This window comes from Streptomyces sp. LARHCF249 (assembly GCF_052871255.1).
Genome location: NZ_JBIXJQ010000001.1, coordinates 852,254 through 878,500, shown reverse-complemented (window position 1 = coordinate 878,500; position 26,247 = coordinate 852,254). Strand labels below are relative to the sequence as shown.

The 26,247-nt window shown below is 73.4% G+C and carries 24 protein-coding genes; 11 read left to right on the top strand and 13 right to left on the bottom strand.

Going from position 1 to position 26,247, the window contains the following annotated elements; genetic code table 11:
• Positions 1 to 157 precede the first annotated feature (157 nt).
• Genes ACIPUC_RS04230 through ACIPUC_RS04210 form a run of 5 tightly spaced genes read left to right on the top strand, consistent with a single transcriptional unit; the run spans position 158 to position 7,263 of the window.
• A complete protein-coding gene (locus tag ACIPUC_RS04230) occupies positions 158 to 1,969 on the top strand; it encodes an IucA/IucC family protein (RefSeq protein ID WP_446586643.1) in 1,812 nt (603 codons plus the stop codon).
• 11 nt (positions 1,970 to 1,980) lie between these two features.
• Positions 1,981 to 3,522 (top strand): pyridoxal phosphate-dependent decarboxylase family protein, encoded by a 1,542-nt coding sequence (locus ACIPUC_RS04225; RefSeq protein WP_446586642.1) that lies wholly within the window; start codon positions 1,981 to 1,983, stop codon positions 3,520 to 3,522.
• The gene (locus ACIPUC_RS04220; RefSeq protein WP_446586641.1) at positions 3,519 to 5,339 is read left to right on the top strand and encodes an IucA/IucC family protein; all 1,821 of its coding nucleotides are present in this window, start codon (positions 3,519 to 3,521) and stop codon (positions 5,337 to 5,339) included. Before ACIPUC_RS04225 ends, ACIPUC_RS04220 begins: the two co-directional genes overlap by 4 nt.
• Positions 5,336 to 5,941 carry a GNAT family N-acetyltransferase gene (locus ACIPUC_RS04215; RefSeq protein WP_446586640.1) on the top strand — a complete coding sequence of 202 codons (606 nt, stop codon included), beginning with the start codon at positions 5,336 to 5,338 and terminating at the stop codon, positions 5,939 to 5,941. The genes ACIPUC_RS04220 and ACIPUC_RS04215 overlap by 4 nt, the downstream gene beginning before the upstream one ends.
• Positions 5,938 to 7,263: a lysine N(6)-hydroxylase/L-ornithine N(5)-oxygenase family protein gene (locus tag ACIPUC_RS04210; protein WP_446586639.1), complete on the top strand. Its 1,326-nt coding sequence runs from the start codon at positions 5,938 to 5,940 to the stop codon at positions 7,261 to 7,263. Before ACIPUC_RS04215 ends, ACIPUC_RS04210 begins: the two co-directional genes overlap by 4 nt.
• A gap of 54 nt (positions 7,264 to 7,317) precedes the next feature.
• On the opposite strand, the gene ACIPUC_RS04205 is transcribed toward ACIPUC_RS04210, so the two are convergent.
• Complete coding sequence (locus tag ACIPUC_RS04205) at positions 7,318 to 8,097, bottom strand: hypothetical protein (RefSeq protein WP_446586638.1); 780 nt, start codon at positions 8,095 to 8,097, stop codon at positions 7,318 to 7,320.
• A gap of 256 nt (positions 8,098 to 8,353) precedes the next feature.
• Between ACIPUC_RS04205 and ACIPUC_RS04200 the strand changes: the two genes are divergently transcribed.
• Positions 8,354 to 9,460 (top strand): carboxylate-amine ligase, encoded by a 1,107-nt coding sequence (locus ACIPUC_RS04200; RefSeq protein WP_446586782.1) that lies wholly within the window; start codon positions 8,354 to 8,356, stop codon positions 9,458 to 9,460.
• On the opposite strand, the gene ACIPUC_RS04195 is transcribed toward ACIPUC_RS04200, so the two are convergent.
• The 4 genes from ACIPUC_RS04195 to ACIPUC_RS04180 form a co-directional block, all read right to left on the bottom strand.
• Complete coding sequence (locus ACIPUC_RS04195; protein ID WP_446586637.1) at positions 9,457 to 10,200, bottom strand: carbonic anhydrase; 744 nt, start codon at positions 10,198 to 10,200, stop codon at positions 9,457 to 9,459. The genes ACIPUC_RS04200 and ACIPUC_RS04195 overlap by 4 nt on opposite strands.
• A gap of 181 nt (positions 10,201 to 10,381) precedes the next feature.
• Positions 10,382 to 11,686 (bottom strand): MDR family MFS transporter, encoded by a 1,305-nt coding sequence (locus ACIPUC_RS04190; RefSeq protein WP_446586636.1) that lies wholly within the window; start codon positions 11,684 to 11,686, stop codon positions 10,382 to 10,384.
• On the bottom strand, positions 11,683 to 12,786 hold the full coding sequence (locus ACIPUC_RS04185) for a PLP-dependent cysteine synthase family protein (RefSeq protein WP_446586635.1): 1,104 nt from the start codon (positions 12,784 to 12,786) through the stop codon (positions 11,683 to 11,685). The genes ACIPUC_RS04190 and ACIPUC_RS04185 overlap by 4 nt, the downstream gene beginning before the upstream one ends.
• 57 nt (positions 12,787 to 12,843) lie before the next feature.
• On the bottom strand, positions 12,844 to 13,266 hold the full coding sequence (locus tag ACIPUC_RS04180) for a hypothetical protein (RefSeq protein WP_446586634.1): 423 nt from the start codon (positions 13,264 to 13,266) through the stop codon (positions 12,844 to 12,846).
• Between the two features lie 172 nt (positions 13,267 to 13,438).
• On the opposite strand from ACIPUC_RS04180, the gene ACIPUC_RS04175 reads away from it, so the two are divergent.
• Complete coding sequence (locus ACIPUC_RS04175) at positions 13,439 to 13,840, top strand: DUF6153 family protein (RefSeq protein ID WP_446586633.1); 402 nt, start codon at positions 13,439 to 13,441, stop codon at positions 13,838 to 13,840.
• A gap of 75 nt (positions 13,841 to 13,915) precedes the next feature.
• Entirely contained in the window at positions 13,916 to 14,554 is a 639-nt protein-coding gene (locus ACIPUC_RS04170) for a DUF305 domain-containing protein (protein WP_446586632.1), read from the top strand.
• Between the two features lie 24 nt (positions 14,555 to 14,578).
• On the opposite strand, the gene ACIPUC_RS04165 is transcribed toward ACIPUC_RS04170, so the two are convergent.
• A complete protein-coding gene (locus ACIPUC_RS04165; protein ID WP_446586781.1) occupies positions 14,579 to 16,228 on the bottom strand; it encodes an AMP-binding protein in 1,650 nt (549 codons plus the stop codon).
• A gap of 104 nt (positions 16,229 to 16,332) precedes the next feature.
• Entirely contained in the window at positions 16,333 to 17,541 is a 1,209-nt protein-coding gene (locus ACIPUC_RS04160) for a serine hydrolase domain-containing protein (protein ID WP_446586631.1), read from the bottom strand.
• A 176-nt stretch (positions 17,542 to 17,717) separates the two neighbouring features.
• Between ACIPUC_RS04160 and ACIPUC_RS04155 the strand changes: the two genes are divergently transcribed.
• Together ACIPUC_RS04155 and ACIPUC_RS04150 are read left to right on the top strand one after the other, a co-directional pair.
• Positions 17,718 to 19,796, top strand: a complete 2,079-nt coding sequence (locus tag ACIPUC_RS04155; RefSeq protein ID WP_446586630.1) for a SpoIIE family protein phosphatase — start codon at positions 17,718 to 17,720, stop codon at positions 19,794 to 19,796.
• Between the two features lie 107 nt (positions 19,797 to 19,903).
• Positions 19,904 to 20,554, top strand: a complete 651-nt coding sequence (locus ACIPUC_RS04150; protein ID WP_446586629.1) for a hypothetical protein — start codon at positions 19,904 to 19,906, stop codon at positions 20,552 to 20,554.
• On the opposite strand, the gene ACIPUC_RS04145 is transcribed toward ACIPUC_RS04150, so the two are convergent.
• The 4 genes from ACIPUC_RS04145 to ACIPUC_RS04130 form a co-directional block, all read right to left on the bottom strand.
• The gene (locus ACIPUC_RS04145) at positions 20,547 to 22,037 is read right to left on the bottom strand and encodes a cellulose binding domain-containing protein (protein ID WP_446586628.1); all 1,491 of its coding nucleotides are present in this window, start codon (positions 22,035 to 22,037) and stop codon (positions 20,547 to 20,549) included. The two genes, ACIPUC_RS04150 and ACIPUC_RS04145, sit on opposite strands and share 8 nt — an antisense overlap.
• A gap of 138 nt (positions 22,038 to 22,175) precedes the next feature.
• Entirely contained in the window at positions 22,176 to 22,547 is a 372-nt protein-coding gene (locus ACIPUC_RS04140; RefSeq protein WP_446586627.1) for a VOC family protein, read from the bottom strand.
• Between the two features lie 25 nt (positions 22,548 to 22,572).
• Positions 22,573 to 23,673 (bottom strand): PP2C family protein-serine/threonine phosphatase, encoded by a 1,101-nt coding sequence (locus ACIPUC_RS04135; RefSeq protein ID WP_446586626.1) that lies wholly within the window; start codon positions 23,671 to 23,673, stop codon positions 22,573 to 22,575.
• 94 nt (positions 23,674 to 23,767) lie between these two features.
• The gene (locus ACIPUC_RS04130) at positions 23,768 to 24,544 is read right to left on the bottom strand and encodes a LysR substrate-binding domain-containing protein (RefSeq protein WP_446586625.1); all 777 of its coding nucleotides are present in this window, start codon (positions 24,542 to 24,544) and stop codon (positions 23,768 to 23,770) included.
• 58 nt (positions 24,545 to 24,602) lie between these two features.
• Between ACIPUC_RS04130 and ACIPUC_RS04125 the strand changes: the two genes are divergently transcribed.
• Positions 24,603 to 25,001, top strand: a complete 399-nt coding sequence (locus ACIPUC_RS04125; RefSeq protein WP_446586624.1) for a DUF5997 family protein — start codon at positions 24,603 to 24,605, stop codon at positions 24,999 to 25,001.
• A gap of 94 nt (positions 25,002 to 25,095) precedes the next feature.
• Here ACIPUC_RS04125 and ACIPUC_RS04120 read toward each other — a convergent pair whose 3' ends face one another.
• On the bottom strand, positions 25,096 to 25,671 hold the full coding sequence (locus ACIPUC_RS04120) for a YdeI/OmpD-associated family protein (protein ID WP_446586623.1): 576 nt from the start codon (positions 25,669 to 25,671) through the stop codon (positions 25,096 to 25,098).
• A 38-nt stretch (positions 25,672 to 25,709) separates the two neighbouring features.
• Positions 25,710 to 26,162, bottom strand: a complete 453-nt coding sequence (locus ACIPUC_RS04115; protein ID WP_446586622.1) for a DoxX family protein — start codon at positions 26,160 to 26,162, stop codon at positions 25,710 to 25,712.
• Between the last annotated feature and the right edge of the window lie 85 nt (positions 26,163 to 26,247).

Here is a 26,247-nt window from a genome sequence, read left to right as displayed (position 1 = left end):
GTTTGGTTAGCCTAACCTAAGGCAAATCTTGATGGTGTGTCATGTCGACGCTATGGCTGGAAGCTGGCCTTGTCGGTTAGGTGAGCCTTACCTAATCTGACCCATGCCTGGGCCGCTCTTGCCCAGGTGAGCCGATCCAGCGACCACGGAGCGATTGATGTCCATCCCCCCCGACCATCCCGTCCCCACCCTTCCCGAAGTAGGCCCCGCGGCCTGGCGGGAGGCCAACCGCCGGCTTCTCGCCAAGGCGTTGGGCGAGTGGTGCTTCGAGGACATGCTCAAAGCGGCGGAAACCGGCCAAGGCGGCTACCGCGTCGACCTCGACAGCGGTACGACCTACGCCTTCCATGCCGAACCCGGCGCCTTCGGATGGCTGCGGGTCGACCCGCAGTCCATCACCCGCACCGCCACCAGCATGCTCGGCAACTCCGTGGCGGAACCGGCATGGGACGCCCAGCAGTTCCTCCTCGAAGCCGCCTCCACGTTAGGCAGCGACGCATCGACGATCGCCACCTACTTCACCGAACTGTCCGCCACCCTCGCCGTCGACGCGGCACGCATGACGCACGGCGGCGAGACCGTGGCCGAGCTCCGCGCCCTCGGCCACACCGAACTGGAATGCCGGATGACGGGGCACAACCTCCTCGTCGCCAACAAGGGCCGGATCGGCTTCTCGGCCACCGACGTACGGCACTACGCTCCCGAGTCGGCCCAGTCGCTCAGGCTCCAGTGGGTGGCCGTGCACCGCGGCCTCGCCGAATTCCGCGGCACCTCGGAACTATCCGAACAGGGCATCCTGGCCGGAGAGTTGGACGAATCCACCCGCAACCGCTTCACCGAGGTGCTGGAGGCGGCCGGAGTCGACCCGCAGGGCTACGTGTGGATGCCCGTGCACCCCTGGCAGTGGGACCACGCCGTCCAGACCCTGCACGCGGCCGACGTGGCGCAGCGCCGCATCATCCCGCTGGGCGACAGCCCGGACGCGTACCTGCCCGGGCAGTCCATCCGCACCATGGCCAATGTCACCGTCCCCGACCGCTACGACGTCAAACTCCCCCTGAAGATCCTCAACACCCTCGTCTGGCGGGGCATACCGCCGCACTGCACCATGGGCGCCCCCGTCGTCACCCAGTGGCTGCGCGGACTGGTGGAGCGCGACGCCTTCCTGACCGACGAATGCCGCACCGTGTTCCTCGGCGAGGTCGCGTCCGTCACCGTCCGCCACCCCTACCTCTCCAAGCTGGAAGACGCGCCCTACCAGCACCTGGAAGCCCTGGGCTGCATCTGGCGGGACTCCGTCACCGCCCGCAAGGACCCCGGCGAGCGGGTCCGCACCTTCGCCTCGCTGCTCCACGTCGACCACACCGGCGACGCCTTCGTGGCCGAACTCGTCCGCGCCGGCGGCCTCGACCCGCAGGAATGGCTGCGACGGCTCTTCGACACGCTGCTCGTCCCGATCCTGCACGTGCTCTACCGGTACGGGGTCACCTTCAACCCGCACGGCCAGAACACCCTGATCGGCTACGACGAGAACGACGTACCGACGCGCCTGTACCTCAAGGACTTCGTCGACGACGTGTGCGTGTCCTTCACCGACGTGCCCGAACGCGGACCCGAGCCGGACGGCCACGACCACGTCCTGCCCCGCAAGGACCCCTCCATCATCAAGCAGCACGTCATGGACCAGGTCTTCGTCGGCCACTTCCGCTACCTGGCCCCGCTGTGCGCCGAGCAGCTCGGCGTACCGGAGGAGACCTTCTGGCGCATGGTCCGCCAGACCATCCTCGACTTCCAGCGCCGCTTCCCCGAACTGTCCGAACGGTTCGCCGAGTACGACCTGCTCACCCCCCAGATCCCCCGGTACGGCCTGAACCGCGACCGGATCGTCGTCACCCGGTACGGCGACCGCGCCCTGCGGCACGCGCTGTATCCGAACGGCACTCACCCCAACCCGCTGGCAGAAGCCTGAGGAGGCAGGGCGTGACACCACTCACCGAGGCACCGCTCACCGAGTTGCCGCTTCTCCCGCCCCACCTGCTGGCCGGCTCCCGCGAGGGACTCACCGAGGTCGCCGCCGCCGTGGGCGAGGCCATCGACGCCGCCCTCGGCGCCCACCGCCCGGTGGGGCCGTTACCGGCCGGCGCCCCTTCCGCCGTCCTCGCATCGGCCGCCCAGGCCCTGGGACCGGCCCGGCTCCCCGCCGAGGGGCTCGGCGCCAAGGCCGCGCTCCAGCTGCTCGCCACCCTGCTGATGGAACACGGCATCGACCTGTCCCACCCCCGGGCCGCCGCCCACCTCCAGCCCCCGCCGCTGGCGGTCGCCGTCGCCGCGGACACCCTGGCCAGCGTGACCAACGCCTCGCTGGACACCTACGACTCCGGCCCCGCGGCCATCGCCGTCGAACGCTGGCTCATCGGCGTACTGACCCGCCTGGCCGGACTGGGGGAGCGCGCCGACGGCGTCCTGACCCCCGGCGGCTCGCTGTCCAACCTGCTCGGCCTGCTGCTGGCCCGGGACGCCGCGGCCCTGCGACGCGGGGTGGACGCCCGCCAGGACGGGGTGGCCGCCCTGCCCGGACCGGTCGTGTTCTGCTCGGAACTCGCCCACTTCTCGGTGCAGCGGGCCTGCGCCGCCCTCGGACTCGGGGAGTCGGCCGTCCGCCTCGTGCCCACCGACGACCGGTGGCGCATGAGGCCGGAGGCCCTGGCCGCCGCCCTGGACGGCCTCGGCCCCGGACGGACCCCGCTCGCGGTCGTCGCCACGGCGGGGACCACGGACTTCGGCTCCATCGACCCGCTCCCGCAGATCGCCGAGATCGCCGCCGGGCACGGCATCTGGATGCACGTGGACGCCGCGTACGGCTTCGGCGCCCTGTTCTCCGAGCGGCTGGCCGGCCGGCTCGCCGGGCTGGAACTGGCCGACTCCATCACCCTCGACCTGCACAAGATCGGCTGGCAGCCCGCCGCCACCAGCGTGCTGCTGGTGTCCGACCCCACCGCCTTCACCGCGCTCGACCGGGAGGTCGCCTACCTCAACCCGGCCGACGACTCCGAAGCCGGCTACGACGGCCTGCTCGGCCGCAGCCTGCAGACCACCCGGCGGCCCGACGCCGTGAAGGCCGCCGCCACCCTGCTGACGTACGGCCACGCCGGAATGGGCCGGATGGTCGACACCTGCCACGGCCTGGCCCGGTACGCCGAGCGCCGCATCCTCGCCGAACCGGAGCTCGAACTCGTCTCCCCGGCCGCGCTGACCACCGTGGTCTTCCGCTACCGCGGCGCCGATCCGAGCACCGCCGACCAGCTCAACGGCGCCCTGCGCAGGCGCCTCCTGGACTCGGGCACCGCCCTGATCGGACGTACGGAGGTCCGCACCGCCGGAGCCGGCTCCCCGGCCCGGGTGTGCCTGAAGTTCACCCTGCTCAACCCGACCGCCACACCGGAAGACATCGACGGCCTCGTGGACGTCGTCCTCGACGCCGGCCGCACCTGTGAACGACTCGTAGAGGAGAGCGCCGCATGAGCACCACCGCCGCGGCTTCCACCCCCACCCCCGCGACCGTCCCCGCCGAGGGCCATCCGGCCGGCGGCGATCCGCTGCACGCGCCCGACGCCCGGGCCGCCGCCGAACACGCCCACATCGAGGCGCTGTTGCGCTGCTGGCTGCTCGAGACCGGCACACCCGTCCCGCCCGGCCCGCTGCGGATCGAACTCCCCACCGCCGGGCTGGCCCTGGTCACCGAGGTGACCCACCGCTCGCCGACCGGCCTGCACCGGTTCGCCCCCGCCCGCCTGGAGGGGCCCGGCGGCCCGCTCGGCGCGAGCGCCGACCCCGTGACCGCCGTCGCGCTGCTCTCCACCGAGGCCGCCGTACGCGGCGGCAGCCGCCCGGGCGGCGTTCCGGCGGGCGAGGTCGCCGACCTCGTGGAGCGCACCGCCGAGTCCGTGCGCCGCGTCGCCTCCTTCATCTCCGACCGCCGGGCCCACCCGCAGCCACCGCCGGAGGTGGACGGCTTCCTCGACGCCGAACAAGCCCTGATCCTCGGCCACTTGAACCACCCCGCGCCCAAGAGCCGCGACGGCATCTCGGACCACGACGCGGCCGCCTTCTCACCCGAACTGCGCGGCTCCTTCCGGCTTCACTGGTTCGCCGCCGACGAGTCCGTGGTCTCGCACGACGCCGTGGACAAGGCCCCGTCCCTCGCCGGACAGGACACCGTCGCCCTCCTCGCCGAACTCGCCGGCCGCCGGCTGCACGACGGCCGCGTCCTCGTCCCCGCACACCCCTGGCAGGCCCGCGACCTGCTGCACCGTCCGCGCATCGCCGCCCTGATCGACTCCGGTGCGCTCGAACCGCTCGGCGAGCTGGGCCCCGAGTGGTGGCCGACCTCCAGTGTGCGCACCGTGTACCGGCCGGGCGCCGACGTGATGCTGAAGCTCTCGCTCGGCCTGCGGCTGACCAACTCCCGCCGCGAGTCCACCCGTACGGAACTGCGCCGCGGCCTGGAGATCAACCGCCTCCTCGACGCCGGGTACGTGGACAGCACCTTCCGGGCCCACCCCGGCTTCGCCATCACCCGCGACCCCGCCTGGCTCGCGGTGGACGAGCCCGGGCGCCCGGACGGCCCGGAGGTCACCGGCCTCGACGTCGCCGTACGCGAAGTGCCTCCGGGCATCGCCGACCTGCGCTGCCTGGTGGGCCTGGTGGCACCCCGCCCCGGCCTCGGCCGCAGTCTGCTCGGAGACCTCGTGGCGGGCCTCGGCGCCGGAGCCGCCGAACAGTGGACGGCCGACTACACCGACAAGGTGCTGGTCCCGATGCTGCACCTGTACGCCGCCACCGGCATCGGCCTCGAAGCCCACCAGCAGAACACCCTCGTCCGGCTGGACGAGCGGGGCCGGGTCACCGGCGGCACCTTCCGCGACAACCAGGGCTACTACCTGGCCTCCTCGTACCTCCCCGGTCTGCTGGGGCGGCTCGGCGCCGACTCCTCCACGCTGGCCGTGGTCGAGGACGCCCTCGTCGACGACCGGCTCTCGTACTACCTGCTGCGCAACCAGGCCCTGTCGGTGGTCGGCCGGCTCGCCGTCGACGGCCTCGCCGACGAGCGCGACCTGCTCGCCGTAGTCGCGGCCCGGCTGCGCGCCGCCCTGCCCGGACTCGCCGCGGCCGGCCCCGACGGCGACCGGCTCGCCCGCCGCTGGCTCGAGGCCGACACCCTGCCCTGCAAGGGCAACCTGCTCACCCGGCTGCACGGAATCGACGAGGTCCTCGCCCCCCTCGACGCCCAGTCCGTCTACCTCGACGCCCCCAACCCCCTCCAGGAGGCCGCCGCATGAGCCCGGCGCAGCCGTTACGCCACGACGCGTCCCAGCGCGCCGCCACCGTCCCCGGCCCCCCGCTCCCGCAGCTGAGCGGCCCCTGGTCGGCGCGCGTCGCCCAGGCCGAAGGGGCCGACCTGGTCCTCGTGCACGGATGGATGCAGTCGCCGCACATCGACGCCTTCTGGCACCAGGCATGGCCCCGCGAACGCTGGGCCGAGGAGATCTCCGGACACCTCGCCGGCGACGCCGTCCTGCCCGTCCTGATCGGCCTGGACGGCCGGCCGTTCGCGTACATCGAGGTCTACCGGGTGATGCGCGACCGCCTCGCCGGGCACTACCCGCACCTGCCCCACGACCTCGGCCTGCACATCGCCGTCGGCGAGGAGAGCCGCACCGGCAAGGGCCTGGGCCGGGCCCTGCTGCGCGCCCTCGCCGAGGGCCTGCTGGCCGCCGACCCCGTGTGTGCCCGGGTGGCCGCCGAGCCGGACGTGAAGAACGCGGCCTCCCTCACGGCGTTCGCCGCCGCCGGCTTCCGGCAGGTCGGCAAGGTCGTCTTCCCGGACAAGACCGCCGCCCTGCTCATCCACCCGCGCCGCGAGGAGGACCTGCCCCGATGAGCCAGCCCGTCAGCGAACCCGTCAGCGAACACGACGTGGTGGCCGTCGGCTGCGGCCCCTTCAACCTCGGACTCGCCGCCCTCGCCTCCGCCGTGGACGGCCTCGACCTCGTCGTACTGGAGGAGCAGCCCGAGCTCACCTGGCACCGCGGGATGATGTTCGGCGACGCCTCGATGCAGGTGAACTTCCTCGCCGACCTCGTCACCCTCGTCGCACCCGGCCATCCGCTGTCGTTCCTCACCTACCTCCACGACATGGACCGGCTGTACACCTTCACCGTGCGCGAGAACTTCTTCCCCTCCCGCCGCGAGTACGAGGACTACCTGCGCTGGGCCGCGGCGAAACTTCCCTCGGTGCACTTCTCGCACCGCGTCGAGGAGGTCCACTGGGACGCCGCGCGCGAACGCTTCACCGTGCACGCCGTACGCGGCGACGGCACGCCGCTGCGGATGCACGCCCGCAACCTGGTCCTGGGCATCGGCACGGCCCCGTACCTCCCCGACGCCCTCGCCGCGCTGCCCCCGTCGCGGCTGCTGCACACCGCCGACTACCTCTACCGGGCGTCCGACGTGGACGCGGCCGCGAAGGTCACCGTGATCGGCTCGGGCCAGTCCGGGGCCGAGGTCACGGCCGACCTGCTCGGCCGCAACCTCGAGGGCGGGCCCGCCGTGAGCTGGCTGACCCGCACCGCGTCGTTCGCCCCGCTGGACTACACCAAGATGGTGCTGGAGATGACCACTCCGGCGTACATGCAGTACTTCCACTCCCTGCCCGAGGAGGTGCGCGACCGGCTGACCCGCGAGCAGTGGCAGTTCTACAAGGGGATCTCCACCGACACCCTCGAGCAGATCCACGAACTGCTCTACCGCCGCCAGTTGGAACACGGACTGGCCGAGGCGGAACTGCGGTTCGGCGTCACGGTGGAGTCCGCCGCCACGGATGCCGCGGGGCGGGCGGTGCTGACCTGCCGGCACCGCGACACCGGCCAGACCTTCGAGCACACCACCGACCTGGTGGTGGCCGCGACCGGCTACCGCAACCGCCCGCCGGCCTTCCTGAAACCGATCGAGGACCTGCTGCTGCGGGACGGCCGCGGCCGTCACCGGGTGCGCCTGGACCACTCGGTCGAACTCGCGGAAGGCGTCACCGGCCGCGTGTTCGTCGCCAACGCCGAGACCCACAGCCACGGCGTCTCCTCGCCGAACCTGGACATCGGCGCGGTGCGCAACGCCACGATCCTGAACGCCGTCACCGGCCGCGAGGCCTACCGCCTGCCCAAGCGAAGCGCGTTCACCAGCTTCGGAGCCCCGCGCCGCACCTAGTGCCGTGACCCCCGCCCCGCAGGCCAGCCGGTCTGCGGGGCGCTGCTCTGCTCCTCAGCCGATCGGCTGCCTGGCCTCCGTGCGGACCTGGAGCGTGGTCTCGGCCAGCTTGACCAGGTCCACGGACTCGGGATCCTGGAGCGCGGTCTCCGGGGTGACGACGCCGACCGACGCGCCCGTGTTCTCGTCCGCCCAGGCGCACATCGGCAGGGTGGTCCTCGCGCCCTCCTGCGTCATCGTCAGCACCTGGCAGGAGACGGTGATCCCGGAGGAGGCCGTGATCTCCCGGGCGGGGACCGCCAGGGTGGCGCCCTTCGCGTCCGCGGCGCCGGACAGCATCTTCTTCCGGGCCGCCGCGGGGTCCTTGAACTGGCCGTACATCCCGGAGAAGACGAGTGCGCTGATTCCCTTCCGGGACTCGGCCGTGTACTGGCCGACCACCGGCTCCGGGTTGCGGATCTTCGGGTCGTACGCGCCCTTGAGCGCAGCGGCGCCCTCCGTCTGCGACAGGTCCTGGGCCAGCTCGTACTCGCCGTTCAGCAGGGTCTGCGGCACGGTGAGCCGGTACTCGGCCTCGGGGAAGCCGGACCCGCTCGACAGGGCCCCGGCCCCGGCGATCCGGCTCACGGCGAAGGCGAGGACGCCGAGCCCGGCCAGCGAGGCGGCGACGATCCCGACCACCATGCCGGTCCGGTTCTTGCGCGGCGGCGGGTAGGGCTGCTGCCCCGGGTACGGGTACGGGTACTGCTGGGGGTGAGGGGGCTGGTATGGCTGCTGGTACTGCGGGGGGCCGTACGGACCCGGCGGCGGCTGCTGGGGCGGCGGTGTGGTCATCCACCGAACGCTACTCGACTCCCCGAACCGCCTGGCCAGGCAGGGGTTGGTGACCATCCGCGGCTGACTCGTTCCGTACGGTGACCATATCCGTCCACCTGCCCCGGAGCGCTCTTCGGCCGCGCATGGAGCAGACTGTAGAGGGCAGACGCCTGCCACGACGGCGGCCGGGCGACGATGGCGCGGGAGCCTGAATCGGGGTGGGGGTGCCGTCCGGTCGCACGTCTGACGACGGAGGCGGGTTGTCGTGCTCACCATGGGAGTCGAGGAAGAGTTCTTCCTCGTGGACGCCCGTACGCGGGCGCCGGCGCCCCGGGCGCCGCAGGTGCTCGGTGCGCTCATTCCCGAGCTCGGTGAACAGGCCCAGGCCGAGTTCTACACCTGCCAGCTCGAGGTCTGTACCCAGCCCGTCCGCACCGGCACGGAGCTGCGCGACCAGCTGGCCGCCCTGCGGACCGCCGCGGGCCGCGCCGCACGGGAGTCCGGATGCCTGCTGGTGGGTACGGGCACGGCCGTGGTCCCGCCGGACGATCCCGTGCCGGTGACCGACTGCCCGCGCTACCGGCGGATGGCCGGCGCCTACCGTGCGGTGGTCGACGGCCGGCTCGGGGCGGTGTGCGGCTGCCACGTACACATCGGCACCCTCGACCACGCCGGGGCCCTGGACCTGGCCAACCGCGTGCGCCCGTACCTTCCGGCGCTCCAGGCGCTCGCGGCGAACTCCCCGTTCGCCGGCGGGCTGGAGAGCGGCTTCGCCGGCTGGCGCTCGGTGGAGTTCGGACGCTGGCCGACGGCGGGACCCGCGCCACTGCTGACCCCGGCCGGCTACGAGTCCACCGCCGACGCCCTGGTCAGCTCGGGCGTCATCCTCGACCGCGGGATGATCTACTGGTTCGCCCGCCCGTCCGAGCACGTGCCCACCCTCGAGATCCGGATCGCCGACGTCAGCGCCGACGTCGACACCACCGTGCTGCTGGCCCTGCTGATCAGGGGCCTGTGCACGACACTGGCGGCCGAGAGCGAGGCGCACGGCAGCCCCCCGCCCGACGTCCCGGCCCGGCGGCTCAGGGCGGCCCACGCTTTCGCCGCCCGCTACGGCCACCACGGCGAGGGGATCGACCCGCTGACCGGCGACACGGTGCCCGCCCACACCCTGACCTCCGCGCTCCTGCGCCGCGCCGAGCCCGGGCTGGCCGCGACGGGCGATCTCGCCGAGGCCGAGCGGCTCTTCGGCGAGCTGTGCCGGCGGGGCACCGGCGCGGAGCGCCAGCGAGCGGTGTTCCGGCGTACGGGGAGCCTGCGCGCGGTGGTGGACGACCTGGCGGCCACCACCACGCCGGACCTCGGCCGTGAGACGGTTTAGGAGAGGGTGCGCACGCGCTGGTCGGTGAGCTCGTAGCGGGCGGCCGCCACGGCCAGTTCGCCGGAGGCCACCTTTCCGGCGAGGTCCGGCTCGGCCGCCAGGCGGTCGCGGACCCGGCGCACGTGCCCGTTGACGGTGGCGTCGATGCGGGCCTCGCCGTGCCGGCCGTGATCGATGGAGGGCCGTATCTGGTCGGCCAGGTACTGGATGTGGGCGGGCAGCGGCTCACCGGTCTCGTCGGCGTGGACCGCCGCGGCGACGGCTCCGCACGACTGGTGGGCCAGTACGAGCACCAGCGGTATGTGCAGTTCGAGGACCCCGTAGGCGATGCTGCCCAGCACGGCCTCGTCGAGCACCTCACCGGCGGACCGGACGGTGAGGAGGTCGCCCAGGCCCTGGTCGAACACGAGCTCCGGCGGTACCCGCGAATCCACGCAGCCCAGCACGATCGCGAACGGGTGCTGCCCCAGGACCAGCCGGCGGCGCAGGGCGGCGGACTCGTGCGGGTGCTGCTGCAGTTGGCGGCGCCAGCGCTCGTTTCCGGCCGCCAGCCGGCGCAGTGCCTGGGCGGGAGTGACCGGGCGGTCCGCGGTCTCCGCCTCCGGGGTGGCGGCGGAGGCGGGGAACGCCGGTCCGAGTGCCAGCCCCGCCCCGGCGGCCGCCGTGCCCGCCACGGCGGAGCGCAGGAGGGTGCGGCGGCTGGGCGGGTAGGCGGCGGGTCTCCGCGTGTTCGAATTCATGGCGGGACCGTAACCCGCCTTTTCCGTAAAGGAGTTGACTCGTCCGGCGCAATGGCGTGATCCGCACGGGAGCAGGCCGGATGAGAGCGGGAAAGGTCTCGGCATGCGGGCAGGGGCACTGTGCGAGTGCGGGGGCGGACGCGTGGCCGCCCCCGCACTGCACGTACCTGCGGTCGGACCGTCAGGCAGCCGTCGCTTCGGCGCGTGCCCCCTGCGGGGCGCGATCGAGGCGGCCGGAGCGGTGCAGGGCGTGGAGGGCTGCCGCGCAGCCCAGGCCGAGCGCGGCGAGTCCCAGCCAGGGGAGCACGGAGGCCCCGGCCGCCCGGGCCGCGTCCAGGACCGCACCGGTGAGCAGGTTCCCGAGGGCGATGCCCACGCCGCAGACCGTGTTGTACAGCCCGTAGTGCGTGGCCACCAGCCGGTCGCCGGAGAGGCGGACGATGGTGTCCATCTCGAACGGGTAGGCGATCATCGTGCCCAGGGCCAGCAGCAGCGCGGACAGCGCGGCGGGCACCGCCGCCAGCAGCCACCGCCCGGCGCCGCCCTCCGGTACGGGCAGCGCCGCGGCCACCGCAAGGGGCAGGAAGCCCCCCGCCATGACCAGCAGCCCCCGGGTCAGGGCCCGCCCCGGCTCCATCCGGGCCTTGCACCAGGCGGTGACCCGGGTCTGGAAGAGCACGGTGCTCAGCCCGGACACGGCGAAGAGCAGGGCCACCGCGGCCGTACCCGAGGGGCCGTCGCCCATCAGCCGCCTGACGTCCAGCGGGAGCGCCAGGTAGACCTGGAAGGTCATGACGTAGGAACCGACCATGGCGGCGGAGAAGAGCAGGAACGGCCGGTTGGCCAGGATGCCGCGCCACTGGGCGAACACGCCCTCGCGCGGGCCCCCTTCCCGGTCCGGGGCGTCATTGCCGCGGCGGGCCGGCAGCGCCCGGATCTGCACGATGCCGAGCACCGCGAAGACCGCCGCCGCGACCAGGCAGGTGAGGCGGAAGTCGACCCCGGTCAGCACCATGCCCACCAGCGGGCCCAGCAGGATCCCCGCCTGATAGAAGACGTTGAACAGGGCGAACGCCTCGACCCGGCGTTCCCCCGCGTCCGCGGCCAGGTACGCCCGGGTGGCCGGGTTGAACAGGGCCCCGGCCAGTCCGGTCGCCGCGGAGGCGGCGATGAGCGCGGGCACGGAGTCGACCAGGCCGAGGGTCGCGAAGCCGACGACGCGCAGCGCGAGCCCGGCAATGATCATCGGCTTGTACCCGAAGCGGTCGGCCAGCGTCCCGCCGATGAGGAACATGCCCTGCTGGCTGAAGTTGCGCACGCCGAGGATCAGCCCGATCGTCCACCCGGCGAGCCCCAGCGGCCCGGCCAGGTGCGTGGCCAGATAGGGCATGAGCATGTAGAAGCCGAGGTTGATGGTGAACTGGTTGACCATCAGCAGCCGGACGCTGCGCTCGTACGAACGTACCTGTGCGAGGGTCCCCTTCACCGGGTCCGCTCCCGCGCGCCGGCCTCGCCGAGGGTGAGCGGGTCGACGACGGAGGCGCAGCGGGTCCACCGCGTGACCTCCTTCTCGTCCAGCCGGCCGATCACGTCGGGTTCGGGGGCCGGAGGGCCGTCGAGCAGACCGTGGGCCGCGCAGTAGTCGTCGTCGTACACGGTGCCCAGGTAGCGCTGCGGGCCGTCGGGGAAGACGGCGGCGATCCGGGCGTCCGCGGGCAGCGTGCGCGACAGCCAGCCGGCCACCAGGGCGACCGCCCCGACGCTCCACCCGCCGGTGGCGTAGTGGGAGGTCGCGAGCCGACGGCAGGCCCACACGGCCTCCGCCGGGGCGACCCAGTGCACCTCGGAGAACTGGTCGTAGGCGACGTTGCGGGGGTAGATGCTCGAACCGAGCCCGCGCATCAGCCGGGTGCGGGCCGGCTGGCCGAAGATGGTGGAGCCCACGGTGTCCACCCCGACCAGGGTGAGGCCGGGGTAGAGCCGGCGCAGGACGCGGGAGACCCCCGCGGAGTGCCCGCCGGTGCCGACGCTGCACACCAGGACGTCGATGTGGCCCAGTTCGGTGGCCAGTTCCATGGCCAGCGGGGTGTACGCGGTGGTGTTGTCGGGGTTGTTGTACTGGTCGGGGCACCAGGAACCGGGGTGCCGCGCCATGAGCTGGGTGACGCGGTCCCGGCGGGCCTGCTGCCAGCCGCCGGTGGGGTGCGGCTCGCCGACGACGTTGACCTGCGCTCCGTAGGCGGTCAGCAGCCGGGTCATCGACCCTTCCAGACCGGGGTCGGTGACCAGGGTGACGGGGTGTCCGTAGACCATGCCGGCCAGGGCGAGGCCCAGACCGAGGGTGCCGCTGGTGGACTCGATGATCCGGGCGCCCGGCTTCAGATCGCCCCGGGCGCGGGCCCGCTCGACCATGTGCAGGCCGGGGCGGTCCTTGATGCCGCCGGGGTTGAAGCCTTCCAGCTTCGCCCAGAAGCCGCTTCCCGCCGGGGCCAGCGGCTCCGACACGCGCAGCAGGGGGGTGTTGCCGACCAGCCCGGACAGGGCGGTTCGGGCGGGGGGTGTCACGTGGGTGGTGGAGGAATCCATGGGTCCGCTCTCGTTCGATGATGCGTCAGGACGTCGCTCATGCGGTACGGGAGCGGTCTAGATGCGCCATCGGCACACGCTGGTCAGCGTGGAGCGGCCGGTCCGCGCCGCCCGTGCGGCGCCGGCGCCGCGGGGTGCGGCGGGATCCGCCGACGCGGGGTCGGCGACGGGAGTGAGGGGGAGCGGGGGCTCCGCGTCCGCCGGGTGGCGGGTCTCGTTCTGCGCCTGCGGGGCCAGGCCGGGGGAGAGGCAGTCGGCGTGGTGGTCCGGATGATCGGGGCGGGCCGGATGGGCCGGGTGCTGAGGGGCGGTCTCGGCGGCAGCCGCGCCGGCCGGGACGGACACCGAGGTGGTGCCGGACGCCGCGTGCTCGTCGCCGGGAAGATGGAAGGAGCAGTGCAGCACCGCGAAGAGCAGCGCGCTCAGGATGCCGGCGAACAGGCCGACGCGCGAGGTGCGTCGGGGGCCGGCTGTGATCATGCCGTGATCGTAGCGTCCCCTCGCCGTGATGGACGGCGTTGATCCGGACATTGTCGGAAGACCCGATCGCGCGGCGCCGATCGTGGTCGGAAGGTCCCATCGCTCCGGCGCGGTCGCGCCGTCGGAGTACTCCCGCCGGGACGCGGGCGGAGGAGAACCGTAGGATGACCGCATGATCCCCGTCCCGCAGCCGTCGCGCCGCCGCCCCACAGGGCCCGGCCGCCTGCTGCTCGTGCTCGCCGTACTGGCCGGTGTACTGGCCATGCACGGGCTGGGGACCGGGGGAACGCCCGTCATGCCCGAACGGGCGCACGCGGTCGCCGCCGGGCACGGGTCCGGCCACCACGAGACGGCAGAGGACTGCTCGCACGGCGCCGACGGCCGAGGCCACGTCCACCACGCGGACGCCACCTGCGCCGCGACCGGAACCGCCACCCCGTACGTGCCGCCCGCCCTCGAGGCCGCCCTCCCGGGCGCGCCCGCGGCCGCGGTGTTCGCCACCCGCGCGTCGGCGCCCGCCGAGAGCGGGCGCGCCCCGCCGGACCTCGCCGAACTGCAGCTCCTGCGCATTTAGAGCGGCCCGCACGGCGCCCCTTCCCGGGGCTGCCGCGCTCCGCCCTGTCCTCACGCGTCAAGGAGTCGTACCACCATGAGCAAGAACCGTTCCCCGATCCGCCGTACCGCCGCCGTCGCGGCCGCCGCCACGGCCTCCTTCCTCCTCGCCGCCTGCGGTGCGGCCGACGACGGCGCCACCGCCGGGCACGGCGGCCATGTGGCCGCGTCCCCGTCCCCGTCGGCCTCGGCGCCCGCCGCGCAGGGGCAGCACAACGCCGCCGACGTCGCCTTCGCCCAGGGGATGATCCCCCATCACCGCCAGGCCGTGGAGATGGCGGACCTCGCCCCCTCCCGGGCCGAGTCCGCGGAGGTGAAGAAGCTCGCCGAGGCGATCAAGAAGGCCCAGGACCCGGAGATCAGGACCCTGTCCGGGTGGCTGACCTCGTGGGGCGAGCACGTGCCCGCCCCGGGCGCCGCCGACCACTCCGGCCACGGCGCCGGCAGCGGGATGATGACCGCCGAAGAGATGCAGAAGCTGGGCAAGGCCTCCGGCAAGGCGTTCGACACCGCCTTCATGGAGCTCATGATCAAGCACCACGAGGGCGCCGTCGCGATGGCCGCGACGGAGCGGGCCGAAGGCGCCTTCCCCGCGGCGAAGACGATGGCCGAGGCCATCATCAGCTCGCAGAGCGCCGAGATCGCCACCATGAACGGGCTCCTCGGCAAGGGCTGATCCACCGGAGCGGGGCGGCGGCCCTCAGCGCCTGTCGGACGAAAGGTCCAGCAGGCGGGCCGCCGCCTCGCGCATCTCGACCTTGCGGATCTTGCCGGTGACCGTCATGGGGAACTCCTCCACGACGTGCACGTAACGCGGGATCTTGAAACGGGCGAGCCGTCCGTCGCAGAACGCGCGCACGTCCGCGGCGGTCAGCGGCTCGGCGCCCTCGCGCATCCGTACCCACGCCATCAGCTCCTCCCCGTACTTCGGGTCGGGCACGCCGATGACCTGGACGTCCAGGACGTCCGGGTGGGTGTGGAGGAACTCCTCGATCTCGCGCGGGTAGAGGTTCTCCCCGCCGCGGATCACCATGTCCTTGATGCGGCCGGTGATGCTCAGATAGCCGTCGTCGTCCATGACCGCCAGGTCCCCGGTGTGCATCCAGCGCGCCGCGTCGACGGCCTCGGCGGTCCGCTCCGGTTCGCCCCAGTAGCCGAGCATCACCGAGTAGCCGCGGGTGCACAGCTCGCCCGGCTCGCCGCGGGGCACCGTCCGGCCGGACTGCGGATCGACCACCTTCACCTCCAGGTGCGGCCCGACGCGGCCCACGGTCGACACCCGGCGCTCGACCGAGTCGTCCGCACGGGTCTGCGTCGACACCGGAGAGGTCTCCGTCATCCCGTAGCAGATGGACACCTCGGCCATGCCCATCCGCTCGATGACCTCCTTCATCACCTCGACGGGGCAGGGCGAGCCCGCCATGATCCCCGTCCGCAGGCTGGACAGGTCGTACCCGTCGAACCCGGGGTCCGCCAGCTCGGCGATGAACATCGTGGGGACCCCGTACAGCGAGGTGCACGACTCCGCCTCGACCGCGGCCAGGGTGGCCGCGGCGTCGAACGACGGCGCGGGGATCACCATGGCCGCGCCGTGGCTGGTGCACGCCAGGTTGCCCATCACCATGCCGAAGCAGTGGTAGAAGGGCACCGGGATGCAGACCCGGTCGCGCTCGGTGTAGTGGCACAACTCGCCGACGAAGAAGGCGTTGTTGAGGACGTTGTGGTGCGAGAGGGTAGCCCCCTTGGGGAAGCCCGTGGTCCCCGAGGTGTACTGGATGTTGATGGGGTCGTCCGCACTGAGCGCCGCCTGCGCCCGCACCAGGCCGGCCCGGTCGCCCTGCCGCCCGCGCTCCAGCAGTGAGGTCCACTCGGGCCCTTCCAGCAGGACGGTGAACTCCAGCTCCGGACAGTGCGGCCGGACCTCCGCGATCATGCCCGCGTAGTCGGAGGACTTGAACCGCTCCGCCGCGACCAGCAGCCGCATCCCGGACTGCCGCAGGACGTACTCGAGTTCGTGCGAGCGGTAGGCGGGGTTCACGGTGACGAGGACCGCCCCGATCCTGGCGGTGGCGTACTGCACCAGCACCCACTCGGCGCGGTTCGGCGCCCAGATCCCGACCCGGTCCCCCCGGGTGATGCCGAGGCCGAGCAGGCCGAGCGCGAGGGCGTCGACATCGGCCGCCAGCTCCGCGTACGTCCAACGGCGCCCGGAAGCCCGGTCGATCAGGGCGTCGTGCCCGGGGAACCGCCGCACGGTGCGGTCCAGGTTCTCACCGATGGTGTCGCCCAGCAGCGGCACGTCGCAGGCACCGGACGCATAACTCGACGCGGAGGACACACGTATCTCCAGGGCTCGGTGGCAGGGCGCGCGGCCGGCGGGCCGGCGTCCTGTCATGATCCCCGGCGCCCCGTCCGCGGGCTACCCCCCGGACGGGGCACGGGCGGCACCGCGGCTCAGCGCGCGCGGTGCTCCGGCAGATCCACCTCGGCCGGCGCGACGGCGAAGCCGCGCGCGGTGGCCGACGTGGACCGCTTGCCGCAGAAGGCGGCTTCGAGCGTGCCGCCCAGGGCCGTGTTCGCGGCGCCCCGGTTCGAGGTGTTCGCCATGGCGGTCAGGCTGCGCCGTCCGTCACGGGTGCTGAACGCGTAGGTGTAGAAGCCCTGCACGGTGCCCGTGTGGCCGTAGACCGACGTGCCGCACGACAGGTCGTAGCGGCGCAGGCCCAGCCCGTAGAAGCGGGTGCGGGCGGCGTCAGTCGGGGTCGCCTCCAGCATGGCGTCCAGCATCCCCGGCGTCAGCAGCCTGCCGCCGAGCAGCGCGGAGGTGAAGGTGTTCAGATCGGCCGGGTCGGAGATCACCGCCCCGGCGGACTGTGCCCAGGACACGGTCTGCTCGGTGGAGTCGACCAGCGGCGCGCCCTCCTCGTCCGGATGGAGGTAGCCGCGCGCGTGCCGTCCCTCGATCCGCGTCCGGGGGTGCACGTACGAGGTGTTCCGCAGGCCCAGCGGCCTGATCACGCGGCGTTCGTACTCCTCGCCCACCCGGTGCCCGGTGACCTTCTCGATGAGCATGCCGACGACGACGAAATTGGTGTTCGAGTACGCGTACGCCGCGCCCGGCGCGGTCGTCCTCGGCTCCTTCAGGGAGAGGTCCACGAGCTCCCGGTAGCCGAACACCTTCGTGCGCACGGCCTCGAAACCGGGCACGGTCCGGGCGAACATGGCGTCCGTGTAGTCGGCCAGCCCGCTGCGGTGGCTCAGCAGATGGCGCACCGTGATCCGGTCGTCGGGCAGCAGCCCGGGCAGGTAGTGGTTGACCGGGGCGTCCAGCCGGAGCTTGTCCTCGGCCACCAGCTGCAGCAGCACCACGGCGGAGAACGTCTTGGTGACGCTGCCGATGCGGAAGCGGGAGCGCGTGTCCATGGCCGCGCCCGTGGCCCGGTCGCGCACTCCCACCGCCCTGGACTGGACCCCGCCGGGGCCCGTGATCCGGGCCATCGCCCCGGGCGCTCCGGCGTCGGTCGTCTGGCGCAGGGCCCGGACCAGGGCCTGGAGGTCGGCGGGCGGCTCGGCGGCGTGGGCGGCGGTGGCCGGTGCCGCGCCGGCCAGCACGGCCAGCAGGGCGGCACCGAGGGCCAGCCTTCGGTTCAGGGACAGGGGCATGTCGTTCCTCGACTCGGTCGGCAGCGGATGGCGGACGCGCGGCCGTCGGCGTACGTGCAGCCGTCTACGTGCGCGCGCGTCCGAGCGATCAACGGGCGCAAGTGGGTCCGAGGGACGGGGTGGGGGCAGAATTGACGGGAGGCCGGGAAGCCGGGAAGCCCGAAAGGGGGCGTCTGGTGCCGACGGATCCGCCGGGGGGCGAGCGCGAGCAGTCCCCTGGCCTCCTGAGGTCGGAGCCCGGCACGCTGCTGGAGCACGTGGCCGTGGCGGTGTTCGGCCTCGACGACGAGGGCCGCGTCCGCTACTGGGGACCGGGCGCCGAGAACCTCTTCGGATACCCGCCCGAAGCCGTGCTCTCCCGATCCGCCGACGCCCTGTTCCCCGCCCCGCCCCCGGGCCGCCCCGGTGCGGCCGCGCAGCTGACCGAGCGCGGCCGCACCCTGGGCTACTGGCGGGTCCGCATGCCCGCCGTGCACCGCGACGGGACGGTCTTCGACTGCGGCTTCCGGGTCTTCCCCGTCACGGGCCCCGGCGGCAGCTCCGTGATCATGGCCCTGGCCAGCAGGGGCGCGGACCTCGACCGGGTCAAGACGAACCTGGCGTTCCTCGACGCCCTCTTCGAGACCTGCCCCATCGGCCTGGTCATGCTCGACGAACAGCTGCGGTACGTCCACCTCAACCAGGCCCTGGCAGACATGGACGGGATGTCCATCGGGGAACACCTCGGACGCCGCATGACCGACGTGATGCTCACCTCCGACGGGGGCGCGTACGAGCGCACGCTGCGGGCCGTGGCCGGGGAGGGCCGCCCGGTGGTCGGCGCCCTCGTCGGCCTGCGCACACCGGCCCGGCCCGACCGCGACCAGGTCCGGTCCGTGAGCCTCTTCGCGCTCAGCGGGGCCGGCGACACCCGCCCGGGAGTGGGCGGGCTGCTGGTGGACGTGACCGACCGGGAACACGCCATCCTGGAGGCGACGGCCGCCCGCGGGCGGCTCGCCCTGCTGGACCGCGCCGCGGCCCGCATCGGAACCACCCTCGACCTGCGCGTCACCGCACGGGAACTGGTCGAGACCGTGCTCCCGGAATTCTGCGACGGAGCCGTCGTGGAACTCGTCGACCGGGCGCCCGACGAGCCCGAGGTGTTCGACCCGGAACTCCCGCTGGTCACCCGCCGCATCGCCGCCGGGACCGTCCTGCCGCCGCCCGCGGACGAACTCGTCGGCGGGCTGGAGCACGTCACCTACCCGCCGGGATCCAGCATCCACGCCATGCTGCGCACGGGACGCCCCCTGACCGTCCCCGTCGACGAGGAGTTCGCGACCCGCACCGTCATCCACCAGGAGCGCGCCAGGCTGCTGTTCGCCGTCGGGCTGGCGGACATCCTGATCGCCCCGCTCATCGCCAGGGGGACCGTCCAGGGCATCACCATGTTCGGCAGGGCCGCGGGCCGCCCGGCCTTCACGGAGGAGGACCTCGGGCTGGCCGGGGAGCTGGCCTCCCGCGCCGCGCTCTGCCTGGACAACGCGCGACTCTACGGCCGGGTCCGGGACATCGCGCTCACCCTCCAGCGGGCCCTGCTCCCCAGTGCCACGGGCGCCGGGCCGTACGTGCGCGTCGCCCACCGGTACCTGCCCGCCGGGCCCGTCACCGAGGTGGGCGGCGACTGGTACGACGTGATCAGCCTGCCCGGCGACCGGGTGGCCCTCGTGGTCGGCGACGTGATGGGTCACGGGGTGCGGGCGGCGGCGGCCATGGGCCGGCTGCGCATCACCGCCAAGGCGCTGGCCCGGCACCACGCGGACCCCGGCGAGCTGCTCGCCGAACTCGACGCCTGCGCCCGGGAGGCCGGGATCGAACTCGCCACCTGCCTCTACCTGCTCTACGACCCCGCGACCGGGCGGGCCCGCATGGCCAATGCGGGCCATCCGCCGCTCCTGGTCCGCCTGCCGGACGGCACGGTCCGGACGGTGGAGCAGGCGCCCGGAGTGCCGCTGGGCGTGGGCGGGTTCCCGTTCGCCACGACGGAACTGGACCTTCCGGAGGGGGCCACCCTGGCGCTGTACACCGACGGCCTCATCGAGGCCAGGGGCCGGGACATCGAAGCGGGCATGGAGGCGCTGCGCGACCAGCTGCGGCAGGCGCGGGGCACGATGGAGGCGGCGGCCGACCGCATCCTCGCGAACCTGCTCCCCGGCGCCCCGGCCGACGACACGGTCCTGGTCCTGGCACAGGTCAGCCGAGCGCCGGGCCGCTGAGGGCCGGGGTGCCCCGGCCGAGGCGCGGCCGTGCGAATCTTGTCCGGCACGAAGGACGGAGCACAGGCCCGGCGCCCAGCCCGGCCGTACGGGAGGGACCCCCGCACATGCACACGCCGAGCCGGCCCGAAGACCTGGACCACCCCGAGCTGCTCTGGGCCAGGGCGGCCACTTTGGCCGTGCTCGACGCCGCCTGCGGCGACCGGACCGAGTTCGCCGTCGACGAAGACGGCGTGTGGTGCCACGCCACCGGCGCCGGCGGCTGGTGGCGCCTGACGGTGCTCGACGGGGCACGCGCGGTGTTCTGCGGCCAGGACCCGGACGGCAGCCACACCCATGTCGACGGCCGGCAGATCGACTTCCTCGCGGGCGGCCCCCCATGGCTGCCGTGGGACCTGCTGCGCGAGGACGCCGCCGGCAACCTCTTCGGCTTCGTCTACTGGTGGCAGGACGGCGCGTGGCACCGCATCCCGTACCCGGACGGGCTGGGCGAGGACGGACTGGAGGGCGCCGCGCCCTGGGCCGGCTCGCACGAGGAGTTCCTCGAGCTGGCCGTGGACTCGCGCGACGTCCCGTACGCGCGGCGGCGGACCCTGGCCGAAGCCGTCGAGCGGTTCGTGGAGACGGCGCGGGAGCGCACGGCAGACGAGGCCGCCGTGGCGGCGCTGCTGGCACCGGCCCGGGGCGTGGACGGGCCCGCGCCGCGGCTGGAGACGGCACTCGCCCTCGCCGCGCGCGCGGGCGTCCTCGCTACCTGAACGCGGCGAACGCCTTGGTGAAGGCCAGCGGCTCCTGGAGGATGGAACTGCACGTGGCGTCGGCGTGGTTGACGGCTCCGGCCGCGCACTGCCGGTCGCGCGCCGAGGACCACATCGCCAGCCGGCCGATCCCCTTCGACGCCGCGAAGTCCACCAGCTGGGAGGCGTCCGCGACGGTGAAGACCTCGCTCACGACGTCGTTGACGCCGATCATCGGGGTGACGGCCACCGCTTTCCAGGCCGCCGCGTCGGAGAGCCCGAGCACCCCCTTGAGCTGGGCCTGCGTGGCCGTCGCGGCCTGGATGGCGTACTGGCCCATGTCCCCGCTGTAGGCGGGCCCGTAGTCCATCGCCATGATGTTGACGGCGTCGATCCGCACGCCGTTCTTCTTCGCGTCGGCCAGCAGCGCCACGCCCGGCTGGGTCAGGCCCTCCGGCATCACGGGCAGGGTGAACGCCACGTCCAGGCCCGGGTGCGACTTCTGCAGCCGGGCGATGGCCTGGGCGCGGCGCGCGTTGGCCGCGGTGTCCGGCAGGGCAGCGCCCTCGATGTCGAAGTCGACCTTGGTGAGCCGGTACTGGTCGACGACCTTCCCGTAGGCGGCGGCCAGTTCGTCCACGGTGGCGCAGTTGAGCGCCAGTTCGTGCCCGGCGGCCCCGCCGAACGACACCCGTACGTCGCCGCCCTTGGCCCGCAGGGCGCCTATCTGGGCGGCGACCTTGTCGCTCGCGAGGTCCGTGACACCGCCCCACAGCGGCGCGCAGCCGCCCCCGGAGGTGATGAAGGCGAGGTGGAACTCCTTCACCCCGGTCTTCGCCGCGGTGTCGAGCAGGTCGTACGCGGGGTACAGGGAGGTGTCCACGTACGGGGCGAACCGCGCGCCGGGCGCGCCCGGGGCGGTCCCGGTGGGGGCGGGCGAGGTGGTCCTGGTCGGCTGGGCGGAGCTCGCGGTCGGGGCGGCGGTGGCCGTGGACGTGGGCGCCGCCGTCGGCGCGGAGCTGGGACGGACGGTGGGGCGGCCGCTCGGGCCGGCCGTGGCGCCTTGGTCCACCGAGCACGTGAGCCCGTCGATACGGCAGCCGGTCGGGTCGCCGGGGGTGCCCGGGCCGCTCGTCACGAAACCGACGGTGACGGAGGCACCCGCCGCCAACTGCCCGTTCCAGCTCGCGGGCTTCACCGTCACGCGCTGCCCGTCCACCGTGTGGACCCCGTTCCACAGCGAGTCGATCCGCACGCCCGGCGGCAGCTCGAACTGGAGCGTCCAGTCGGACCGGCTCCGCCCGCTGTCGTTCGTGATGACGTACTGGCCCGTGTAGCCGCCGCTCCAGGAACTGGACTTGGTGTACACGGCTCCGACGGAGCCGGCCTGCGCGGTTCCGGCGAACGCGAAGGCCGCGCCGCCGATCACCGCCGCGGCGACGACCGCGCCCGTGACCTTCGCCGTACGGCTCGTCCTGCGCCGGTGACCGACTGTCCTGCTCATCGCGTGCCTGCCTCTGCGTTACTGGGGAGTTGGGTGCGGCAGCACGCTAGCCGCCCCGAAACGGACATTCGTTCGTTTCGGGGCGACGCTTGAGAGCCTTAGGTTCCGCTTAAGGAAGCGATCGGCAGGCGTTAAGTCTCAGCCGTGGCTGGTGTCGATGACGCAGAAGCGGTTTCCCTCCGGGTCGGCCAGCACCACGAAATCGGGGTCCTCGGGGTAGGAGTCCCAGTCGACGTGCCGGGCCCCCAGGGCCACCAGGCGGTCCACCTCCGCCCGTTGCTCCGCCGCGTCGGCGGCGTACAGGTCGAGGTGGACCCGAGGGCGCTCCTGTACGGGTGAGACGCTGCGCCCGAGGGCCAGGCCCGGCCCGGTGCCGTCGGCCGGGACGAGAACGGTCCAGCCGTCCTTCACCTCGCCGTCGCGCGGGACGTACCCCAGCGCCCGGCCCCAGAATTCCGCCGCCCTGCGTACGTCCGAGGCGCCCATCACGATCGTTCCGATGCTCAGCATGATCAGATTGTGGCAAAGGCGCGCTTCACCGCGGGAGCCGCTCGATCGCCACCATCGCGGCGTCGTCGCCGAGGGTGCTGCCGGCCGCGTGTGACAGCAGATCCGCGCACAGCCGGTCCAGCAGGGCGCGCGGGTGGGCGCCCGACCAGGCGGCCGCGTGTTCCGCGAGGGGGTAGAACGTGCCCGCCGCGTCGCGCGCCTCCAGGACGCCGTCCGTGTACAGGAGCAGGACGTCGCCCGCCTCGAAGGCGAACGTCTGCGCGGTGACGGAGGATTCCACCAGCCCGGCCAGCCCCAGCGGCGGCGAGGGATGGTCCACGTCGAGGGGGACCGCCCGGCCGCCGCGCAGCAGCAGGGGCGGCGGATGGCCGCAGCTGACGAGGTGCAGGACCGGCTCGTCGTCGGGGATCTCCAGGACGGCCGCGGTGATGAAGCTCTCGCCCTGGTCCCCGGAGTCGTCCAGGTCGGGGGAGACCGCCGCCTCCAGGTAGGCCACCAGCCCGGGCAGGCCGGCCTCCTGGTGGGCGGCGGCCCGGAAGGCGCCGAGGACGAGCGCGGCGTCCCCGACCGCCTCCAGGCCCTTGCCGCGGACATCGCCGATGATCAGCCGGGTCCCCGTGGCCGTCCGGGCGGCGGCGTACAGGTCCCCGCCGATCCGGGCCTCGGCCGCGGCGGCCAGGTACAGCGAGGCCACGCCCAGCGGACCGATCCGGTCGCGCAGCGGCCGCAGGACCACCTGCTGCGCGGTCTCGGCCACCGACCGCAGCTGCACCAGCTCCCGCTCGCGCACCTCCCGCAGGTGGGCGAAGAAGGTCACGAACACCGAGATCATGATCAGCGCGCCGATCTGGAACGTGTGGTTCAGATCGGTCAGGGTCGTGCGCACCGTCGCCACCACCGCTTGGGCCAGCACGGCCACCAGCCCGACGAACCCCGTCATCCTCGGCCCGGCGAACGAGGCGGTCAGAGCCGGTGCGGCGACCAGGAAGGGCCCGAGGTGGACCTCCGGCGGGGCGAGTACGTCCACCACCGTGACCAGGGCGATCAGCGCGAACGGAACCGCCAGCTGTGCGTGGCGCACCTGCCGGGACCGTGGGTGGGACGCGAGCGGCGGCCGGAGATCCATCCTCCCTGCATACACCGCGAGGGGATCGCCGGCCTTCAGACCCGGCCGTCACGGGCTTCCCTTCTCGCGCCGGGCTCCTTCCGGCTGCGAGCGGCTACGAGCGGCGGCGGGGCTTTCCGCCCGTGCCGCCCTTGCCGCTCTTTCCGCCCTTGGGTGTCCGGCCGCCCGGCGCGGGCTTGCGCGGCGTGCCGCCGCCCGCCTCCGGGCGCTTGGCCTTGGCCTTCGCCTTGGCGGTGGCCTTCGGCTGCGGGGCGGCGGCCGGGCGGCCCCGTGTGCTGTTCACGGTCCGGCCGCGGACGATGCCGATGAACTGCTCCACCAGATCGGTGGTCTCCTCCTGCGGCCACGACAGCGCCACGCGCGACTCGGGCGCGTCCGTGACCGGCCGGTAGGTGAGGTCCTTGCGGTGGTGCAGGCGCGCGAGCGACTGCGGGACGACGAGGACGCCCACCCCGGCCGCCACCAGCTCGATCGCGTCCGCGGTGGTCGCGGGGCGCTCGATCGCGGGCCGTCCCGGCAGCTGCTCCCAGGGGAGGGTGTCGTCGAGAGGGTGCAGCACGATCTCCTCGGCCAGATCCGCCGTGGCCACCTCCTCGACCGCCGCCACGAGGTGGTCCTTGGGGATCACTACGACCGTGGTCTCGGTGTAGAGCGGGATCGCGCTGAGGTCGTCCCGGTCCACCGGCATCCGTACGAAACCGGCGTCGGCGGCGCCTTCGCGCAGCACGCCGAACGCCTCGGCGGGGGACACCGGGACCAGGGTCAGCGGGACGTCGGGCAGTCGCTCGTTCCAGATCCGGATCCACTTGGTGGGTGTCACCCCGGGGACGTAAGCGAGCCGGAACGCATGGGGTACTTCCGAGCCTGTCACCCCGCAAGGCTACCGGTCGTGGTCGGAGGTAGCGCACACGCTCGATACTCTTGACACCATGACGTCGCACCAGAGCACCCAGACGATGAAGCCCGCGACTGCGGCGAAGAAACTGGGTGTGTACCTCGAGGCCACCCCCGCAGAGTTCCAGGAGGGTGTCGTCTCGCGCACCGAGCTGAACGCCCTCCAGTCCGACCCGCCGGCCTGGCTGGTGGAGCTGCGGCGCAACGGCCCGCACCCCCGCCCCGTGGTCGCGGCCAAGCTCGGGGTCTCCATCGCCGGTCTCGCCCGCGGCGGGGTCACCGAGCCCCTCACCACCGAGCAGATCGAAGCACTGAAGCAGGAATCTCCCGAGTGGCTCCAGCGCGAGCGCGCCACCCAGGCCGAGGTCCGCAAGGAAGCGCTCCGGATCAAGGAGAAGCAGGCCGAGCAGGCGGCGAAGAACGCCGGCTCCTGACCCGCGCCCGCTCACCGGGCCCGGCACCCCTCGGGGAGCCGGGCCCGCTGCCTTCTGCCCGCCGTCCCCCTGACTTCGCCCTGCCTTCTGCCGTCTACGCCCTTTCGCCGGTCGCCAGCATGTGCACCGCCCGGTCGAGCCGGACCTGCCGGGCCTCCGGGGTGAGCGCCTGGAGCAGCGGCAGCGCCACCAGGTAGCGGCCGGTCCTGTCGAGGGCCTCGAACGCCGCGCGGGCCGCGGGGTTCGAGTCGAGCGCCGCCGCGAGGTCGGGCGGTACCGCCGCCGTCTTCTGCGACGCGTAGGCCCCGCCCCACCGTCCGTCCGCCTGCGCCTTGCGCACCTCGGCCAGTCCCGGTTCGCGCATCCGCCCGGTGGCGGTGAGCGCCGCGACCTTGTCCACGTTCACCTGCGACCACAGGCTGCGGGGCCGGCGCGGCACGTACTTCTGCAGGTAGTGGGTCGCGTCGAGGGCCCGCCGCTGCCCGGAGATCCAGCCGTAGCACAGACCGGTGTCGACGAGCTCGTCATCGGTCACCGACGGGATGCCGGACCGCTTCTTCGCCACCTTGATCCACACGCCCTCGTGGCGCGCGTGGTGGGCGGCCAGCCAGCTCTCGAACGCCACGGCGTCCGGGAAGGCGATGATCTCCACTCCGTCGAGCTCGTCCATGGGCCCACGCTATAGGCCGCCGGCCGGGAAGCGGTTCCTCAGGCGGTCACTGCCTCCGGGCTGCGCTCGTCCCGGCTCCGGCCCGCCGCGGTCCGGGAGGCGAACAGCCCGTCCACCGCGAGTGCGCCCGGGCCGGTGAAGACCAGGAGCAGGAAGGCCCAGCAGAACAGGGCGGAGGTCTCGCCCCCGTTCTGCAAGGGCCAGAGGGCGTCCGGCTGGTGGACGCTGAAGTACGCGTACGCCATCGAGCCGGAGGCCACGAAGGCGGCGGCCCGGGTGCCGAGGCCCACGAGGACCAGGACGCCGCCGACCAGCTGGATGACGGCGGCGTACCAGCCGGGCCAGGCGCCGGCGGGGACCGTGCCGCCGCCGTGGGCGCCGCCGAGGACGCCGAAGAGGGAGGCGGCGCCGTGCGAGGCGAACAGCAGTCCCGTGACGATCCGGAACAGGCCGATGGCGTACGGCTGGTTTCTGTCGAGGAGGGGGGTCATGGTGGGGGGCTCCTTCGGTGGGGACGGGGTCCGAAGTGGTGGCCGGTGTGGTGCGCGGATGGGGGGGATGCACACCGGGCGAGCC